The organism is Microbacterium sp. NPDC089320 (assembly GCF_040684875.1).
Taxonomy (GTDB): Bacteria; Actinomycetota; Actinomycetes; order Actinomycetales; family Microbacteriaceae; genus Microbacterium.
Genome location: NZ_JBFBGY010000003.1, coordinates 21,931 through 39,275 on the forward strand (window position 1 = coordinate 21,931; position 17,345 = coordinate 39,275).

A 17,345-nucleotide genomic window follows, 5' to 3' on the forward strand; every position below is an offset into this window, starting at 1 on the left:
TCTCACTCCGGCGCGGACCCCGAGACCGGCGACGGGTCGGGAATCTCCTCCGGCTTGTACTTCGGCAGGCGGGACGCGGGCAGGATCGCCACGGCGCTGAGTCCCGCGAGCAGCAGCAGACCGAGCCGCAACGTTCCCAGGCGCGATTCCTCGTTGAGGGCTACGGCCGCGTCGATCTGCTCGGGGGTCGCATCCGTCTGCTCGAGGGCCGCGCGCAGGTCGTCGTTGCTGATGAAGTTCAGGTTGTCCATGTCGACCTGTGCGACGAGCGACGGCGGGAGCTCGGGGTGCTCGACGACCGCGCGGCCGATATTGAGCCCGAGGAGCGAGACGAGAAGGGCGCCGGCCAGAGCCGTCCCGACCGCGGAGGCGAGGTTCTGCGTGGTGCCGCGCAGCGAACCGACATCGCCGGCGAGCTCGGCGGGCGCCGCGGTGACGAGCACGTTGAACACAAGGGTCACGAGGGCGCCCTGGCCGATGCCGAACACGACCAGCCCGAGGATCGTCGGAAGCGTCTCCCAGTTGTTGTTGACGACGAAGGACAGCCAGACCAGCGCGACCGTGGTCAGGATGAATCCGAAGACTCCGATGACGCGGGGCGGATACCGCTTGTAGAACCGCACCACGAGTGTCGCGGTGATGAAGACCGTCAGGTTGAACGGCATCATCGCAAGCGACGTATCGAACGGTGTTCTCCCCTGAACGATCTGGATGTAGAGCGGGATCGTGAAGTTCACGCACGCCTCGAGCGCGACGACGATGAACATCGCATACACGGCCGCGCGCTCTTTCGACGAGTCCACGATGCGGAGATCGATCAGGGGCACCTTGCCCTCGGACATCCGCCGCCGGGTCCAGACGAAGAAGCACTGGCCGAGCACGATCCCGACGACGACGAAGACGGGCGCCGGTGAGAGCCCGAGGATGTTGAAGGGAGCGGCATCGGTCGCAGCCACCGCACCCCACCCGTTGAGGTTGTTGAAGCCGAGGGTGAGAAGCACGATGGCCGCGCCGATGAGGAGGGACGCCACGAGGTCGATACGGATCGACGCGTCACCACGATCACCACGCAGCGTGAAGCTGAACGCGAAGACGACCACGGCGATGCCGAACACGATGAAGAACATCGGCCGCCAGCCGACCAGGGTTCCCAGGGTGCCCCCGATGAGGAACGCCGTGACTCCCGAGATGGCTCGGGCGGAACCGATCGCCCCGATCGCCGTCGCTTGCTGGGCACCTCGATAGTTCTCGGCGATCAGCGCCACGATCGAGGGGACGATGATCGCCGCGGCCGCGCCGGCGACCGCCTGTCCCGCGATGGCCCAGCCCACGCTCGGGGAGACGATCATCAGCACCGACGACGCCGCGAACAGGCCGATCACGATCCGGAAGATGAGCACCCAGCCGATGCGCTGACCGAGCTTCGCGCCGGTCATCACGAGCGCGGCCACGGCGAGCCCGTACATCACGATGGTGGTGCTGGCCACCGTCGGCGGCACGCCGAAGTCGCTCACCATGCCACCGAGGGAGATCGGCAGAGCGGCCACGTTGAACGACATGAGCACCTGCGCGAGGAAGAGACTGACGAGCGGCATCCAGGAGGTCTTCGTGGACGCCGGGGCGGTGTGTGTCATGGCAGTGTCCTCTGAGCGGGGTGGGCGGGTCATTCCGTCGGTCGAGCGGCGGGGGCGGACGCGAACAGGTTCAGGCCGAGTGCACGCGAGAGGTGTCCGATCGCGAGCTGGGAGCGCACCGAGTTGCCCGCGGGGTCGAGACGCGGGGAGAATCCCGCGACGGCGCCCTTGCCGGGAGCGACCGCGACGATCCCGCCGGCCACGCCCGACTTCGCGGGCAGACCGATCTCGAACAGCCACTCCCCCGACGCCTCGTACAGGCCGGTCGACGCCACCACGGCGAGGGTGTCGCGGCAGACGTCCGCCGAGACGACACGCTCGCCCGTGATCGGATTGACACCGCCGTCGGCGAGCGTGGCTCCCATCACCGCCAGGTCGTGGGCTGTGACGCTGAGGGCGCACTGCCGGGTGTACACGTCCACGATCTCATCGGGGTCGCCGATCAGCCGTCCGTAGCTGCGGAGCAGCCAGCCCATCGCGCGGTTGCGCTCGTTCGTCGCGGCTTCGGAGGCGTACACCACGCCGTCGAGGCTCAGCGGGCGGCCGGCGAAGGCCGACAGCCCCTCGCGGACGCGCTCCCACTGCTCGACGGCCGTCTGGCCCGGCATCAGGGCCGTCGTCGCGATCGCACCGGCGTTGACCATCGGATTCATCGGGTGCCCGGCGTTCAGTTCGAGCGCCATCAGCGAGTTGAACGCGAGGCCGGTGTTGTTGACGCCGACGATGTCGCGCACCCGCTCGTGACCGTGCTCCTGGATCGCCAAGGCGTAGACGAACATCTTCGAGATCGATTGGATCGAGAACGGATGCTGCGCATCACCGGCGTCGTGCAGGCCGCCGTCGACCTCGATGACGGCGAGACCGAACAGCTCGGGGTCGACCTCGGCGAGCACCGGGATGTAGTCGGCGACCGCTCCGCTGCGGTCCTGCGCGTACAGGCGATGAGCGTCACGCACGAGCTGCTCGACCCGGTCCCAACCCGGCAGCCTTCCCGTCGAAACCTGCTGGGGTATGCCTGCAAGCGCCGCGACGTCCATGCGTTCTCCTCCGAGTCCACGACCCCCCAGCCGTCTTCGCTCACCGTAGTGCCAAGACGCACCCGGTGCCTAGAGCGTCCAGTGCCTGTTTCTGCACGCGTCTGACACACCGAGACCCACCCCCGCACGGTGCGGGGGTGGGTCTCGGGTGGGTGGCTCTGGAGTGCGCCGGCTCAGTACCAGTTCACCGACTGGGAGTGTCCCCACGCGCTGCAGGGCGTGCCGTACACCGATGAGATGTATCCGAGGCCCCAGCGGATCTGCGTCGCGGCGTTGGTCTGCCAGTCGGAGCCGGCCGACGCCATCTTGCTGCCGGGCAGTGCCTGCGGGATCCCCGTCGCGCCACCCGAGGCGTTGTACGCCTTGTAGTTCCACCCGGATTCCTTGGTCCACAGCGAGTTCAGGCAGGAGAACTGGTCCTCACCCCAGCCGTACTCGCTCGAGGCGATGTCGCGAGCCGCGGCCTTCGCCCCGTCCACGGTGTTCGTCTGAGCGAGCGCCGCGGCCTCTGCCGCCGCCTGCGCCGCAGCCGCGTCCGCCGCCGCCTTCGCCTCCTGGGCCGCAGCATAGGATGCCTGCAGCGCCGCCGTCTCTTCGACGATCTCGTCCGTTCCGGTGACGGCGTAGGCCGTCAGGCTCGTGAGCTCCCTGTTCGAGAAGTCGTCACGGTCGGCGAGCTGCCCCACCCACGCTGTCACGTCAGCGGTGTTCACCGCAGCGGGCGCGGGGCCGAGATCGAGGCCCGATGCCGCGACCTCTGCGTTCAGAGTCTCTGCCGCCGCTACGGCATCCTGCGCGGCGACCATCGTGAGTGCCGAATCGTCCGCGATCTTCGCCGGGGCATCGTTCTCGCCGGTGGCGAACGAGGTGACGCCTGCGACGGCGTCGGGCAGCTCGGCTCCGGCTGCAGGGGCAGACACGATGCCGGCGGTCAGGGCGAGGCCGAGCACGCCTCCGGTGATCGTTCCGAGAATCAGTTTCGGGCGGCGGGCGGTGATCGCGTTGCGTGCCGACGCCGCCGCGTGGGCGCGCCGAAGCGCACGGGTGGTGTGAAGCATGGGTTTCGACTTTCGGGTCGTCGTACGCCCGTATCGGGACACTCATCGGGAGATCGCCCCAGGCGCAAGGTAACGATTCTGCAACGGGTCGCCTGTGCGCTTCATGAGAAAAGGGCCCTGCACCGGCCATTTCGGCGGTGCAGGGCCCTTCTTTCAGTCGATTCTCAGGCGTTGGCGTCCTGGCGCTTCATGCGCGCGGTCTCGCGAGCCCGGGTGTTCGCATCGAGATTGACCTTGCGGATGCGGACGGCCTCGGGCGTGACCTCGACACATTCGTCGTCACGCGCGAACTCGAGGCTCTCCTCGAGGGTCAGCTGGCGCGGCGGCGTCATCGACTCGAAGGAATCGGAGCTCGCGGCACGCATGTTGGTGAGCTTCTTCTCCTTCGTGATGTTGACGTCCATGTCGTCGGCGCGCGAATTCTCGCCGATCACCATGCCCTCGTAGACCTCGGCGGTCGGCTGCACGAAGAACGACATGCGCTCCTGCAGGGCGATCATGGCGAACGGAGTCACCACACCCTGGCGGTCCGCGACGATCGAGCCGTTCTGGCGGGTGGTGATGGAACCTGCCCACGGCTCGTAGCCGTGGGAGATCGCGTTGGCGATCCCGGTGCCGCGGGTGGTCGTGAGGAATTCGCTGCGGAAGCCGATGAGACCGCGCGACGGGACGACGAACTCCATGCGCACCCAGCCGGTGCCGTGGTTCGTCATGTTCTCCATGCGGCCCTTGCGATTCGCAAGAAGCTGCGTGATCGCGCCGAGGTGCTCCTCCGGCGTGTCGATCGTCAGGTGCTCGAACGGCTCGTAGGTCTTGCCGTCGATCTTCTTGGTGACCACCTGCGGCTTGCCGACCGTGAGCTCGAAGCCTTCACGACGCATGTTCTCGACGAGGATCGCGAGAGCGAGCTCGCCGCGACCCTGCACCTCCCACGCATCCGGGCGTCCGATGTCGACGACCTTGAGCGAGACGTTTCCGATCAGCTCCTTGTCGAGACGGTCCTTGACCATGCGGGCCGTGAGCTTGTGACCCTTGACCTTGCCCATCAGCGGCGAGGTGTTCGTCCCGATCGTCATCGAGATGGCGGGGTCGTCGACCGTGATCGCGGGGAGCGGGCGAACGTCCTCGGGGTCGGCGATGGTCTCGCCGATCGTGATGTTCTCGAATCCGGCGATGGCGACGATGTCGCCGGGGCCCGCGGACTCGGCCGGGTAGCGCTCGAGAGCGCGTGTCTTGAGCAGCTCCGTGATGCGGGCGTTGCTGGTGGTGCCGTCGGCGCGCACCCAGGCGACCGTCTGCCCCTTCTTCAGCGTGCCGTTGAAGACGCGAAGCAGGGCGAGACGGCCGAGGAACGGGCTGGAGTCGAGGTTCGTGACCCAGGCCTGCAGCGGAGCCTCGTCGTCGTATGCCGGAGCCGGAACGTGCTCGAGGATCGCTCCGAAGAGCGGCTCGAGGTCGTCGTTGTCGGGCAGTGAGCCGTCGGCCGGACGGTTCAGCGATGCGGCGCCGGCGCGGCCGGACGCGTAGACGACGGGCACGTCGAGCAGCGCGTCGACGTCGAGGTCGGGCACGTCGTCGACGAGGTCGGACGCGAGTCCGAGCAGCAGGTCGTGCGCCTCTTCCTCGACCTCGGCGATACGAGCGTCGGGGCGATCGGTCTTGTTGACCAGGAGGATGACGGGGAGCTTGGCCTCGAGCGCCTTGCGCAGCACGAAGCGGGTCTGCGGGAGCGGACCCTCGCTCGCGTCGACGAGCAGCACGACGCCGTCGACCATCGACAGGCCACGCTCGACCTCGCCGCCGAAGTCGGCGTGACCGGGGGTGTCGATCACGTTGATCGTGATCTCCTGCCCCTGGGCGTGCTCACCCTTGTAGGTGATCGCCGTGTTCTTGGCGAGGATCGTGATGCCCTTCTCACGCTCGAGGTCGTTCGAGTCCATCGCGCGCTCATCGACGTGGGCGTGTTCGCCGAACGAGCCCGTCTGACGCAGCATGGCGTCGACGAGAGTGGTCTTGCCGTGGTCGACGTGCGCGACGATTGCGACGTTGCGGAGGTCAGAGCGAAGGGCGTGCGCCATGCAGATGTCCTAAAGAGTGTGGGGTTTTGCCGAGAAGCCGACGTTCCAGACTATCGTATTCGGGCGAGTCGTTCCTGAGCGCCGAAGTAGCATCGTGATCGTGACCGTTGCCGACCTGTCCCCCACTCCCTCGCGCAGTCGTCTCTGGTGGGAGATCGCGATCGTCCTCGCCCTCGGCCTCGGCCAGTCCGCGGTGTACGCGATCGTGCAGTTGGCCTACCGCCTCACGGATGAGACGCCCCTCGCCGATCAGACCGCGACCCTGAACCCCTCCCGCAGTGATCGCGAGATCTTCGACCTGATCTACCAGATCCTGTCGATCGGCTTCTCCCTCGTTCCCGTGCTGCTCGTGTGCTTCCTGCTCTGGCAGTCGTCGAAGCCGCACCTCGCGAGACTGGGTCTCGACGGCACCAGGGTCGGCCCGGACGTCGGTCGCGGGATCCTCCTGGTGGCGACCATCGGGATCCCGGGTATCGGTCTGTATCTCGCCGGGCGCGCACTCGGCCTCTTCGTCGCGGTCAATCCTGCGGGGCTCGATGCGCACTGGTGGACGATCCCGATCCTCCTCCTCGCAGCGGCGCGGGCATCGATCCAGGAGGAGTTCGTCGTGCTCGGATACCTCTTCGCCCGGCTGCGGCAGCTGGGCTGGGGGCCGTGGGCCATCATCATCGCCACGTCAGTGCTGCGGGCGAGCTACCACCTCTACCAGGGCCCCGGGGCGTTCGTCGGGAACCTGGCGATGGGACTGCTCTTCGGGTGGCTGTTCCAGCGGAGCGGACGGCTCATGCCGTTCCTCGTCGCGCACTTCCTGATCGATGCGACGGTGTTCGTGGGATACCCGTGGGTTGCGGCGACCTGGCCGGCTCTCTTTGGGCTGCCTGGCTGAGAGCGCGCGGGATCAGCCGTTCGCGACCAGGATCGAGACGACCGCCCAGAGCGCGATGACGCCGAGGGCGATGAGCGCGCTGGTGTCCCAGGTGCGCCGGATAGGCGCATCCGCGCCCGCGGGAGCGGCCTGCCAGCGGTCGCGGACGTCGGTGAGGTCGCGGAGCGCGACAGGGGCTTTGGCCTCGTCGTCGCCGGTCGGTCGTCGAACCGGTCGCGCTCGCGCCGGCCCTCCGTAGCTCGACAGATCCGTGCCGTCGTCGAGCGAGAACACCAGCTGCCAGCGCAGGTCGATGTCGCGCACGCGGCTCCAGCCGAACGAGGTGCGGCGCAGCATGTTCTGCACCATCGCTCCCGCGTGATCGATGCGCACCACCGATACGAAGGCGATCTCGTAGACGACCCAGAGACCGAGCAGCACCCACGGCGCGAGCAGGAGCATCTGTCCCCACCCCGCGCGCACGACGGCATCGCCGAGCAGGAAGAGCGCCAGCAGCGAGCACAGCACGAGGGAGACAGGCCCGGAGGCCGCACGGAATGTCCGTGCGGCCTCCGGTCGAGGTTCGATGCTCACTCTCAGTGACCGCCGAGGGTGATCGTCGCCCCGGGGATCGCCTTGAGCAGACGGTCGGTGTACTCCTGCTGCGGGTTGGCGAAGATCTCGTCGACAGTGCCCTGCTCGACGATCTTGCCCTTCTCCATCACGCACACGAGGTCGCTCGAGACTCGGACGACCGCAAGGTCGTGAGTGATGAACAGATACGTGAGCCCGAGCTCCGACTGGAGCTCGGCCAGCAGCTGCAGCACCTGGTCCTGCACCAGCACGTCGAGTGCCGACACCGCCTCGTCGAGGACGATGATGTCGGGCTTGAGCGCGAGAGCGCGAGCGATCGCGACACGCTGACGCTGACCGCCCGAGAGCTCGTTCGGGTAGCGGCTCGCGAGGACGCGCGGCAGCGAGACCTGGTCGAGCAGCTCCTCGACCCGTTCGCGCTGCGAGGCGCGGTCGCCCACGCCGTGGATCTGCATCGGCTCGGCGATCGTGTTGCCGATGTTGCGCAGCGGATCGAGCGAGCCGTACGGGTCCTGGAACACCGGCTGCATACGCCGACGAAGACCGAACGCCTGCGCGCTCGACAGTCTCGACACATCCTGCCCGTCGATCTCGATGGTTCCGCTGGTGGGCTCTTCGAGCTTCAGCACCATCTTGGCGACGGTGGACTTGCCGGAACCCGACTCGCCCACGAGTGCGAGCGTCTTTCCGCGCGGGATCTCGAACGACACGTCGTCGACCGCCCGGAACGCTTCGCTGCGGAAGTTCCCCTGACGGATGCGGTAGTCCTTCGTGAGCCCGGCCACACGCACCGTCGGCGGGATCGCGGCGAGGTCCTCGATCGTCTCGATCCCTCGGTCCTCCACGACCGCCTGGATGCGCTGGGACGCGACGCTCGGCGCCGCGGCGACCAGGCGCTTCGTGTACGGATGCTGCGGATTCTCGAGGATCTCGCGGCTGGGACCCGATTCGACGATGTTGCCGCCGTTCATGACGATGATCTTGTCCGCGCGCTCGGCTGCGAGGCCGAGGTCGTGGGTGATCAGCAGCACCGAGGTGCCCTTGTCACGAGTCAGCGACGCCATGTGGTCGAGGATCACACGCTGCACCGTCACATCGAGAGCCGAGGTCGGCTCGTCGGCGATGAGCAGCTTCGGGTCGGCCGCGAGGCCCATCCCGATCAGCGCACGCTGACGCATGCCCCCCGAGAACTGGTGCGGGAACTGGTGCAGACGCTTCTCGGCGTCGGAGAGCCCCGCCTGCTGGAGCACCTCCACGGTGCGTGCCTTGGCGGCGTCGCGCCCCTGAGCGATGCCGTTCGCACGGATCGCCTCCTTCACCTGGAAGCCGATGCTCCAGACGGGGTTGAGGTTCGACATCGGGTCCTGCGGCACGAAGCCGATGTCCCGACCGCGCACGGCCTCGATCTCGCGACGGTTGAGCGTCGTGAGCTCGCGCCCCTCCAGGGTGATGGATCCCCCGGTCACCTGACCGGTGCCGGGCAGCAGGTTCACGATGGCGGTCGCCGTGGTGGACTTGCCCGACCCGGACTCGCCCACGATCGCGACGGTCTCTCCGGGCATGACGTCGAAGCTCACGCCGTGGAGCACTTCGCGCAGGCCCTCCTGCGTCTTGAACGCGACGCGGAGGTCGCGGATGCTCAGCAGCGGGACCTGTTCGGTGATTCGCTCGCTCATCGGCGTGCCCTCGCCTTCGGGTCGAGGGCGTCTCTGATGAGCTCGCCCAGGGAGACGAACGCCAGCACCGCGAGGGTGAGGGCGATCGACGGATAGATGAGCGCCATCGGCGCGACGCGCAGTGACGCCTGAGCCTTCGCGATGTCATTGCCCCACGACATCACGTCGCTGCCGAGACCCACCCCGAGGAACGAGAGGGTCGCTTCGGCGACGATCGCGGCCGCGAGTCCGAGCGTCGACACCACGAGCAGCGGAGCGATGGCGTTCGGGACCACGTGGTTCAGGAGGATCTTGAACTTGGACTGACCGAGCGCCTGAGACGCCATGACGAAGTCCGCCTGGCGCACTCGGAGCACCTCGGCGCGCACGACGCGAGCGGTGGACGCCCACGCGAACGCGCCGATGGCGAACGCGAGCGTCCACACCGAACGGGAGTCCCGGAACACGGTCATCACGACGACGGCCGCGAGGATGTACGGGATGGCGAAGAAGATGTCACCGATGCGCGAGAGCACCGAATCGAGCCATCCGCCGTAGAAGCCGGCGAGGGCTCCCATGATCAGGCCGAGGATCGACGAGATCAGGGTCGCGATGAGGCCGACCGCCAACGAGGTCTGCGCTCCCCAGACGATGCGCGCATAGATGTCGCAGCCCTGGAAGGTGAATCCGAGCGGATGTCCTTCGGTGGGGCCGCCGTTGCTGTTCGCCAGCTGGCAGTCGTTGTTCGGCGGTGTCGAGGTGAACAGCGTCGGCCACAGTGCCATCACGAGGAAGAACAGCGCGAGGACGATCGAGAACCAGAACAACGGACGACGACGCAGGTCGAACCAGGCATCCCGCCAGAGGTTGCTGGGCTTGTCCGAGATCCGGACGGCGTCGACCGCGATCGACTCCGTCTCGATCGGAGCGACGTAGTGCTTCTGAGAGGTGGGATCAGGCATAGCGAATCCTCGGGTCGAGCAGACCGTAGAGCAGGTCGATGAAGAGGTTCACCAACACGTACAGGATGACGAACACGGTCACGAACGAGACGACCGTCGGTCCCTCGCCGCGCTGGATCGCCTGGAAGAGCGTGTTTCCCACGCCGGGGACGTTGAAGATGCCCTCGGTGACGGTGGCACCCACGAGCAGCACGCCGAAGTTGGTGGCGGAGTTCGTGATCACCGGGATGAGCGAGTTGCGCAGCACGTGCACGGGCAGCACGCGGTTGCGCGAGAGGCCCTTGCTGTACGCCGTGCGCACCCAGTCCTGGTTCACCGTCTCGATGACCGAGCTGCGCATCAGTCGCATGCTCACGGCATACAGGCTGAAGCCGAGCACGATGGCCGGGAGCCACAGTCCGCCCCAGTCGTTGTCCGCACCCACCGTGGGTTTGAACCAGCCGAGCTGGATCGCGAGGAAGTACTGGGCCAGGAACGCCACCACGAAGATCGGGATCGCGATCGCGATGAGCGCCACGACCAGGGAGACGTTGTCGAACAGCTTGCCCTTGCGCAGCGCCGAGATGGTGCCGATGACGATGGCGAGCGTGAACTCGATGCCGATCGCCATCACCGCGAGGCGGCCGGTGACCGGGAGCGTGGCGGCGAGGACGTCGGAGACCGGCCGTCCGGAATAGGTCGTGCCCAGGTCGCCCTGGAAGACGCCGGTGATGTAGTACCAGTACTGCACGAGGAACGGCTGATCCAGGTGGTACTCCGCGCGCAGCTGCTCGACGACCGCCGGGTTAGGGGTCTTGTCGCCGAACAGGGCGAGGATCGGATCGCCGGGCATGGCGAACACGAGGAAGTAAATGAGCAGGGTGGCTCCGAAGAAGACCGGGATCACCTGCAGAAGACGTCTCAGAATGTAACCGAGCATCCGCTTGTCCCTTCTTGAGGGGAAAGAAAGCTACGTGAACACAAGCCTGTGAGGCGGTGACGAAGAATCGTCACCGCCTCACAGGTGAAGTGCCGTCAGACTTACTCGCCGGCCTTCGTGATCTCGTAGTACAGCGGAACCGAGTTCCAGCCGAACGTGACGTTGTCGACGTTCTCGCTGAAGCCGCCGGTCACGTTGGAGTACCACAGCGGGATCGCGGGCAGGTCCTGGAACAGAACCTCCTGCGCCTTGGTGAAGTCCTCGATCTGCGCCTCGGCGTCGGGGTTGCTGATGCCGGCCGAGATGAGCTCGTCGAACTCGGGGTTCGTGTAGTCACCGTCGTTCGAGCCAGCGCCCGTGGCGTAGAGCGGTCCGAGGAAGTTGTACAGACCCGGGTAGTCGGCCTGCCAGCCCGAGCGCGCAGCCGTGGTGATGGTGCGGTCGTTGATCTTCGTGCGAAGGTCCTGGAAGGTCGGGTACGGGTCACCCGATGCCTCGATGCCGAGCGTGTTCTTGATGCTGTTGCTCACCGCGTCGACCCAGGCGTCGTGACCGCCGTCCGAGTTGTACGCGATCTTGAACTCGCCGTCCCAAGGCGCGATGGCGTCGGCCTCAGCCCACAGCTCCTTCGCCTTCTCAGGGTCGAAGTCGAGCACCTCGCTGCCCGGGACCGAGTCGGACCAGCCGTCGATGACCGGAGAGGTGAAGTCGGATGCCGGGGTGCGCGTGCCCGAGAAGATCGTCTCGGTGATCTCCTCGCGGTTGATCGCCATCGACAGCGCCTGACGACGCAGCTGGCCCTCTTCGCCGCTGAAGTGCGGGAGGAACTGGCCGATGGTGAACGACTGGAACACAGCGGAGGGCTGGTTCACGGCGCGGTCGCCGAGCTCGTCGGTGAAGACCGGGAGCGAGTTCGTCGGGATCGCGTCGATGACGTCGACCTCGTTCGACAGCAGGTCGGCGTACGCCGCTTCCTGCGTGGCGTAGAACTTGATGGTCAGACCGCCGTTGGCCGCCTTGCGACCACCGTCGTAGTCGTCATTGCGGACGAGGTCGATCTGCACGTCGTGCTGCCACGCGTCGTCGCCGTCGATCATGTACGGACCGTTGCCGATCGGGTTCTGACCGAAGGCGTCCATGTCCTCGAACGCGACGTCGGGGAGCGGGTAGAACGCCGAGTAGCCGAGACGCAGAGCGAAGTCGGAGGCCGGCTTGTTCAGCGCGATCGTGAAGGTGTAGTCGTCGACCTGCTTCAGACCGGTGAGCTCGGAGTCGGTCTCGTAGCTGAAGCCCTCGATGTCCTCGAAGAAGTAGCTCGACAGGTGACCGTTGGAGAGCTTCGCGCCCTCGTTCCATGCCTTGATGAAGTTGTCGGCGGTGACTTCTTCACCGTCGGTGAAGGTCAGGCCTTCCTTGATCTTGACGGTGATGTTCTGCGGGTCCTCGGTGGTGATCTCCTCAGCCACGTCGTTGACCGGCTTGCCGTCGGCGTCGTAATAGATCAGACCCGCGAAGATCTCGTCGAGGATCTTTCCGCCGCCCACCTCGTTGGTGTTGGTGGGGATCAGCGGGTTCTCGGGCTCCGAGCCGTTCGTGGTGATGATGGCATCGGCGTCGGCGCTCGCACCGGAACCGCCGTCGCCGTCATTGCCGTTTCCACCGCTCGCGCAGCCCGCGAGCGCCAGGGCGCCGATCGCGAACAGCGCAGTGCCCGCAAGGGCGATCTTGTTGCGCTTCACTTTGTGTCCTCCTGTGGACGGGTATTCATCAGACTGCGCGCTCATCGTCGAACGCGTAGGGATAGTCGACTGTAACCCGCGGTTTCGTGGACACCGCTCTCGGCTAATGAACCGTTACTGAGTGGTGATCAACCGAAACATCGCCGAAACACGCGGAAATGCACGGAAACGAGCGACGGCGTCGCGTCCGGATGGACACGACGCCGTCGCTCGGCAGGATTCGGTTCAGGCGAACGCCTCGATGGGCGGACACGCGCAGACGAGGTTGCGGTCGCCGTAGGCCTGATCGATCCGTCGCACGGGCGGCCAGTACTTGCCTGCCACCAGAGCATGCACCGGGTAGGCGGCGTCCTCTCGGCTGTAGGCGTGCTCCCACTCCCCCGCGATCAGCGAGACAGCGGTGTGCGGAGCATTCACCAGCGGGTTGTCATCCGCAGGCCAGCGTCCGGCGGCGACGGCATCCGCTTCGGCCTTGATCATGATCATCGCCTCGATGAACCGCTCGATCTCGCCGAGGTCCTCGGACTCCGTGGGCTCGACCATGAGCGTCCCGGCGACCGGGAACGACATGGTCGGCGCGTGGAAGCCGAAGTCGATGAGCCGCTTGGCCACATCGTCGACCGTGATTCCGGTCTCCTCGCGGAGCGGCCGCAGGTCGAGGATGCACTCGTGCGCCACCCGGCCGTCCTCGCCCGCGTACAGCACGGGGAAGTGCTCGCCCAGGCGAGCGGCGATGTAGTTCGCCGACAGCACCGCCGCCGCTGTCGCATGACGGAGGCCGTCGGCACCCATCATCCGCACGTACGACCAGGAGATCGGCAGGATGCCTGCCGATCCGTACGGCGCGGCGGACACGGCTCCCCCCTCGAAGACGAACCCGCCCGCGTGCTCGGCGCGCTGCGCCAGCGGGTGCGACGGAAGGTACGGCGCAAGATGCGCCTTCGCCGCAACGGGGCCGACACCGGGGCCGCCGCCGCCGTGCGGGATGGCGAATGTCTTGTGCAGGTTGAGGTGCGAGACGTCGCCGCCGAGATCGCCGAAGCGCGCATAGCCGAGCAGTGCATTGAGGTTCGCGCCGTCGACGTACACCTGGCCGCCGGCCTCGTGCACCGCGGTGGTGATCTCGACCACGTCCTGTTCGTAGACGCCGTGGGTCGACGGGTAGGTGATCATCAGCGCCGAGAGCTCGTCGGCGTGCGTCGCGATCTTCGCCCTCAGGTCGTCGAGGTCGACGTTGCCGAGCTCGTCGCACGCGACGACGACGACCTTCATACCGGCGAGCACGGCGGATGCCGCGTTGGTGCCGTGCGCGGACGACGGGATCAGGCACACGGTGCGCTGCGTGTCGCCGTTCGCGAGGTGGTATCCGCGGATGGCGAGGAGACCGGCCAGCTCGCCCTGCGAGCCGGCGTTCGGCTGCAGCGAGACGGCGTCGTACCCGGTGACCTCGGCGAGCCACGCCTCGAGCTGCGTGATCATGTCGAGGTAGCCGGCGACGTCGGAGGCCGGCGCGAACGGGTGGATGCCCGCGAACTCGGGCCACGTGATCGATGCCATCTCGGTCGCCGCGTTCAGCTTCATGGTGCAGGACCCGAGAGGGATCATGCCGCGGTCGAGGGCGTAGTCACGATCGGCCAGGCTCTTGAGGTACCGCATCATCGCCGTCTCGCTGCGGTGCGCATGGAAGACGGGGTGGGTGAGGTACTCGTCCTGACGGAGGAGCTCGGCGGGAAGACCGCCCTGAGAACCGGTGCCGTAGAAGCCGAAGGCGCGCTCCCGTGCGCCACCGAAGATCTGAGCGACCTGGTGGAGTTCGGCGACCGTGGTGGTCTCATCGATCGAGATGCCGATCGTGTCGGCGTCCGCGAGGTGCAGCAGGATGCCGGGACCCTGATGAGCCTGTTCCACGATGTCGGCGGCGCGTCCTGGGACCCGCACCTGGAGCGTGTCGAAGAACGAGTCGTGCACGACGTCCGCGCCGGCGTCGGCGAGCCAGTCGCGCAGCATCGCGGTCTTCGCCGCGACCTCGCGGGCGATCGCCTTCAGGCCGTCGGGCCCGTGGTAGACCGCGTACATCGATGCCATGACCGCGAGCAGCACCTGGGCTGTGCAGATGTTGCTCGTCGCCTTCTCGCGGCGGATGTGCTGCTCACGAGTCTGCAGCGACAGCCGATACGCGGGCTTGCCGTCGGCATCGACCGAGACGCCGACGAGGCGTCCCGGCAGCTGACGTTCGAGCCCCGCGCGCACAGCCATGTAGCCCGCGTGCGGGCCGCCGAAACCGATCGGCACGCCGAAGCGCTGGGTGGTGCCGACCGCGACGTCGGCGCCGAGCGAGCCCGGGGACGCGATGAGGGTGAGCGCGAGCAGATCGGCCGCGACGACGGCGAGCCCGCCCGCCAGATGCGCCGCGTCGATCACGGCTGCCGGGTCCCACACTCGCCCGGAGGCACCCGGATACTGCACGAAGACGCCGAACAGCTCGGAGGGCAGCTCCTCACCGGCCGCGAAATCGACGGACACGAGCTCGATGCCCACGGCCTCTGCCCTGGTCTCGAGCAGCGCCTTCGTCTGCGGGAATGCGTCCGCATCGACGGCGAACACATTCGACGCCTTCTTCGAGGCGCGGCGCGCCAGCAGCATCCCCTCGACCACGGCGGTCGACTCGTCGAGCATCGACGCGTTCGCGGTGGTCAAGCCGGTCAGTTCGGCGACCATCGTCTGGAAGTTGATCAGGGCTTCGAGGCGCCCCTGCGAGATCTCAGGCTGGTACGGCGTGTATGCCGTGTACCAGGACGGGTTCTCGAGCACGTTGCGCTGGATCACCTGAGGGGTGACCGTGCCGTAGTACCCGAGGCCGATCATCGGCCGGTTCACCGTGTTGCGCGACGCGAGCGCACGCAGTTCGGCGAGCGCTTCGGTCTCGGTCGCCGCGCGCGGGATCACGGATTCCGTGGATGCGGGGGTGAAGATCGACGCGGGCACGGCCTGACGCATCAGCGCCTCGACAGGGCTCCAGTCCTCGAGCTTCGACTCGACGCCCAGCGCGTCGAGCATCTGACGCTGGGCGGCGGCGGTGGTTCCGATGTGACGATCGGCGAAAGAGACCACTGGTCGATCAGCCCTCCGTGAGTGCGACGTAGGCGTCGCGGTCCATCAGCCCGTCGAGCGCACCCGCCGCGACCGAGACCTTGATGAGCCATCCGCCGGCGAACGGCTCGGCGTTGACCAGCGAGGGGTCGTCGACCACGGTGTCGTTGATCTCGACGACCGTGCCGCTGACGGGCGCGTAGAGCTCGCCGACCGACTTGGTCGACTCGATCTCGCCCACTACGGAGCCTGCCGTGAGCTCGGTGCCCACGGCGGGCAGCTCGACGAAGACGACATCGCCGAGCTTGTCGGCCGCGTAGTCGGTGATGCCGATGGTCACGGTGTCGCCGTCAGCGGCGATCCACTCGTGCTCATCGGTGTAGCTGAGGGCTTTGAGGTCGGTCATTTGGTCCTCCGGTAGAAAGGCAGAGCGGTCACGGTCGCGGGGATCCTGGTCCCCCGCACATCAAGGAATACTGCGGTTCCCTCCACAGCGGAAGACGGCGCGATGTAGGCCATCGCGATCGGGTGGCCGAGGGTCGGGCTCAGCGCGCCGCTCGTGATCTCGCCGAGCACGGCGCCGTCCTCGTCGACCACGGCGTAACCGGCGCGGCCGGCACGCTTGCCGTCGGCGACGAGCCCCACGAGCACGGGCGCATCTGCTGCGGCCTCCACCGCGCCCTTGCCGACGAAGCTCTCCTTGTCGGACACGACGACGCGGCCGAGCCCGGCCTGCGACGGCTTCGTCTCGGGCGAGAGCTCATGGCCGTAGAGAGGCATGCCCGCCTCGAGTCGGAGCGTGTCGCGCGCGGCGAGGCCGGCGGAGACGAGGCCGTGCGGCTGACCCGCCTCGATGAGCGCGTCCCAGAGCGCAGCGGCATCGGCGGCCCGCACGAGGAGCTCGAATCCGTCTTCCCCGGTGTATCCGGTGCGAGCGAGGAGCAGAGGACGTCCTCGGAACGACGCGTCGGCCCAGGCGTAGTACTTCTGCTCCGACCACGGAGCGCTGAGATCCGTGATGCCCGGGGTCGACGAGAGGATCGCCTCGGATGCGGGGCCCTGCACGGCGAGCAGTGCGTACTCGTCGGAGACGTCCTCGACATCGACGCCCCGGTCTCCGAGGAAGCCCTCGAAGGTGCGCACCTCGGCCTCGGCGAGGTCGGGCCGTTCCCGCTCGATCCGAGACGGGAAGGACCGGACGCGCGAGGCGAATGCCGCATCCACGAAGCCCCGGTTCCCCGCGTTCGCGATCACCAGGAAGCGGTCGTCGGCGAGCCGGTAGACGATGACGTCGTCGATGATCCCGCCGTCCTCCGCCAGCATCAGCGAGTACTTCGCCTTGCCCACCGGCATGGCGGAGAGCCGACCGGCGAGCGAGTAGTCGAGGAAGTCCGCCGCGAACTCTCCGGTGACCATGAACTCCGCCATGTGCGAGATGTCGAAGATGCCGGCAGCTTCACGCACGGCGCGGTGCTCGGCGAGATCCGAGGTGTATCGCACCGGCATCTGCCAGCCGCCGAAGTCGGTGAACGAGGCGCCGAGCGCCTCATGGCGATCGCGCAGCGGGGTGTAGCGAGGGTCGGACATGGAGTTCTCCCGGGCTGGGTCGGGCGGAGCAGCGACGCTGCTCCTGGGAACTCCCCCTCTGTCATGGGCCTGAGAGCTTCACCCAGAGTCTGGGCTTTCACCGTCGGCGGATCCGAGCAGACGCGTG

The 17,345-nt window shown here is 67.3% G+C and carries 13 protein-coding genes; 1 reads left to right on the forward strand and 12 read right to left on the reverse strand.

Going from position 1 to position 17,345, the window contains the following annotated elements:
• Positions 1 to 2 precede the first annotated feature (2 nt).
• The 4 genes from AB0N61_RS08715 to typA form a co-directional block, all read right to left on the reverse strand.
• Positions 3 to 1,634, reverse strand: a complete 1,632-nt coding sequence (locus AB0N61_RS08715) for an MFS transporter (protein ID WP_167946602.1) — start codon at positions 1,632 to 1,634, stop codon at positions 3 to 5.
• A 29-nt stretch (positions 1,635 to 1,663) separates the two neighbouring features.
• Positions 1,664 to 2,671: a glutaminase A gene (glsA, locus tag AB0N61_RS08720; protein ID WP_363363229.1), complete on the reverse strand. Its 1,008-nt coding sequence runs from the start codon at positions 2,669 to 2,671 to the stop codon at positions 1,664 to 1,666.
• A gap of 173 nt (positions 2,672 to 2,844) precedes the next feature.
• The gene (locus tag AB0N61_RS08725; protein WP_167946598.1) at positions 2,845 to 3,729 is read right to left on the reverse strand and encodes a phospholipase; all 885 of its coding nucleotides are present in this window, start codon (positions 3,727 to 3,729) and stop codon (positions 2,845 to 2,847) included.
• A 164-nt stretch (positions 3,730 to 3,893) separates the two neighbouring features.
• Positions 3,894 to 5,807 carry a translational GTPase TypA gene (gene typA / locus AB0N61_RS08730; RefSeq protein ID WP_363363231.1) on the reverse strand — a complete coding sequence of 638 codons (1,914 nt, stop codon included), beginning with the start codon at positions 5,805 to 5,807 and terminating at the stop codon, positions 3,894 to 3,896.
• Between the two features lie 100 nt (positions 5,808 to 5,907).
• On the opposite strand from typA, the gene AB0N61_RS08735 reads away from it, so the two are divergent.
• Positions 5,908 to 6,693, forward strand: a complete 786-nt coding sequence (locus AB0N61_RS08735; protein ID WP_363363233.1) for a CPBP family intramembrane glutamic endopeptidase — start codon at positions 5,908 to 5,910, stop codon at positions 6,691 to 6,693.
• Positions 6,694 to 6,705: 12 nt separating this feature from the next.
• Here the strand turns inward: AB0N61_RS08735 and AB0N61_RS08740 are convergent, their stop codons facing one another.
• The 8 genes from AB0N61_RS08740 to AB0N61_RS08775 all read right to left on the reverse strand — a co-directional run bounded on the left by AB0N61_RS08740 (position 6,706) and on the right by AB0N61_RS08775 (position 17,218).
• Positions 6,706 to 7,266: a PH domain-containing protein gene (locus AB0N61_RS08740; protein WP_363363235.1), complete on the reverse strand. Its 561-nt coding sequence runs from the start codon at positions 7,264 to 7,266 to the stop codon at positions 6,706 to 6,708.
• A 2-nt stretch (positions 7,267 to 7,268) separates the two neighbouring features.
• Complete coding sequence (locus tag AB0N61_RS08745; RefSeq protein ID WP_363363237.1) at positions 7,269 to 8,942, reverse strand: ABC transporter ATP-binding protein; 1,674 nt, start codon at positions 8,940 to 8,942, stop codon at positions 7,269 to 7,271.
• Positions 8,939 to 9,883: an ABC transporter permease gene (locus AB0N61_RS08750; protein WP_167946590.1), complete on the reverse strand. Its 945-nt coding sequence runs from the start codon at positions 9,881 to 9,883 to the stop codon at positions 8,939 to 8,941. The genes AB0N61_RS08745 and AB0N61_RS08750 overlap by 4 nt, the downstream gene beginning before the upstream one ends.
• Positions 9,876 to 10,802 carry an ABC transporter permease gene (locus tag AB0N61_RS08755; protein WP_167946588.1) on the reverse strand — a complete coding sequence of 309 codons (927 nt, stop codon included), beginning with the start codon at positions 10,800 to 10,802 and terminating at the stop codon, positions 9,876 to 9,878. Before AB0N61_RS08755 ends, AB0N61_RS08750 begins: the two co-directional genes overlap by 8 nt.
• A 101-nt stretch (positions 10,803 to 10,903) precedes the next feature.
• Positions 10,904 to 12,541, reverse strand: a complete 1,638-nt coding sequence (locus AB0N61_RS08760; RefSeq protein ID WP_185274875.1) for an ABC transporter substrate-binding protein — start codon at positions 12,539 to 12,541, stop codon at positions 10,904 to 10,906.
• A 225-nt stretch (positions 12,542 to 12,766) separates the two neighbouring features.
• Positions 12,767 to 15,652: an aminomethyl-transferring glycine dehydrogenase gene (gene gcvP / locus AB0N61_RS08765; RefSeq protein WP_363363239.1), complete on the reverse strand. Its 2,886-nt coding sequence runs from the start codon at positions 15,650 to 15,652 to the stop codon at positions 12,767 to 12,769.
• A gap of 7 nt (positions 15,653 to 15,659) precedes the next feature.
• The gene (gene gcvH / locus AB0N61_RS08770) at positions 15,660 to 16,037 is read right to left on the reverse strand and encodes a glycine cleavage system protein GcvH (protein WP_363363241.1); all 378 of its coding nucleotides are present in this window, start codon (positions 16,035 to 16,037) and stop codon (positions 15,660 to 15,662) included.
• Positions 16,034 to 17,218 carry a glycine cleavage system aminomethyltransferase GcvT gene (locus AB0N61_RS08775; protein ID WP_363363243.1) on the reverse strand — a complete coding sequence of 395 codons (1,185 nt, stop codon included), beginning with the start codon at positions 17,216 to 17,218 and terminating at the stop codon, positions 16,034 to 16,036. Before AB0N61_RS08775 ends, gcvH begins: the two co-directional genes overlap by 4 nt.
• Positions 17,219 to 17,345: the final 127 nt, after the last annotated feature.

What these genes read in the sequence shown, in the direction of transcription:
- AB0N61_RS08715 (WP_167946602.1), bottom strand. Translation starts at nt 1,634, where the DNA reads ATGACACACACCGCCCCGGCGTCCACGAAGACCTCCTGGATGCCGCTC.
- glsA (WP_363363229.1), bottom strand. Translation starts at nt 2,671, where the DNA reads ATGGACGTCGCGGCGCTTGCAGGCATACCCCAGCAGGTTTCGACGGGA.
- AB0N61_RS08725 (WP_167946598.1), bottom strand. Translation starts at nt 3,729, where the DNA reads ATGCTTCACACCACCCGTGCGCTTCGGCGCGCCCACGCGGCGGCGTCG.
- typA (WP_363363231.1), bottom strand. Translation starts at nt 5,807, where the DNA reads ATGGCGCACGCCCTTCGCTCTGACCTCCGCAACGTCGCAATCGTCGCG.
- AB0N61_RS08745 (WP_363363237.1), bottom strand. Translation starts at nt 8,942, where the DNA reads ATGAGCGAGCGAATCACCGAACAGGTCCCGCTGCTGAGCATCCGCGAC.
- AB0N61_RS08750 (WP_167946590.1), bottom strand. Translation starts at nt 9,883, where the DNA reads ATGCCTGATCCCACCTCTCAGAAGCACTACGTCGCTCCGATCGAGACG.
- AB0N61_RS08755 (WP_167946588.1), bottom strand. Translation starts at nt 10,802, where the DNA reads ATGCTCGGTTACATTCTGAGACGTCTTCTGCAGGTGATCCCGGTCTTC.
- gcvH (WP_363363241.1), bottom strand. Translation starts at nt 16,037, where the DNA reads ATGACCGACCTCAAAGCCCTCAGCTACACCGATGAGCACGAGTGGATC.
- AB0N61_RS08775 (WP_363363243.1), bottom strand. Translation starts at nt 17,218, where the DNA reads ATGTCCGACCCTCGCTACACCCCGCTGCGCGATCGCCATGAGGCGCTC.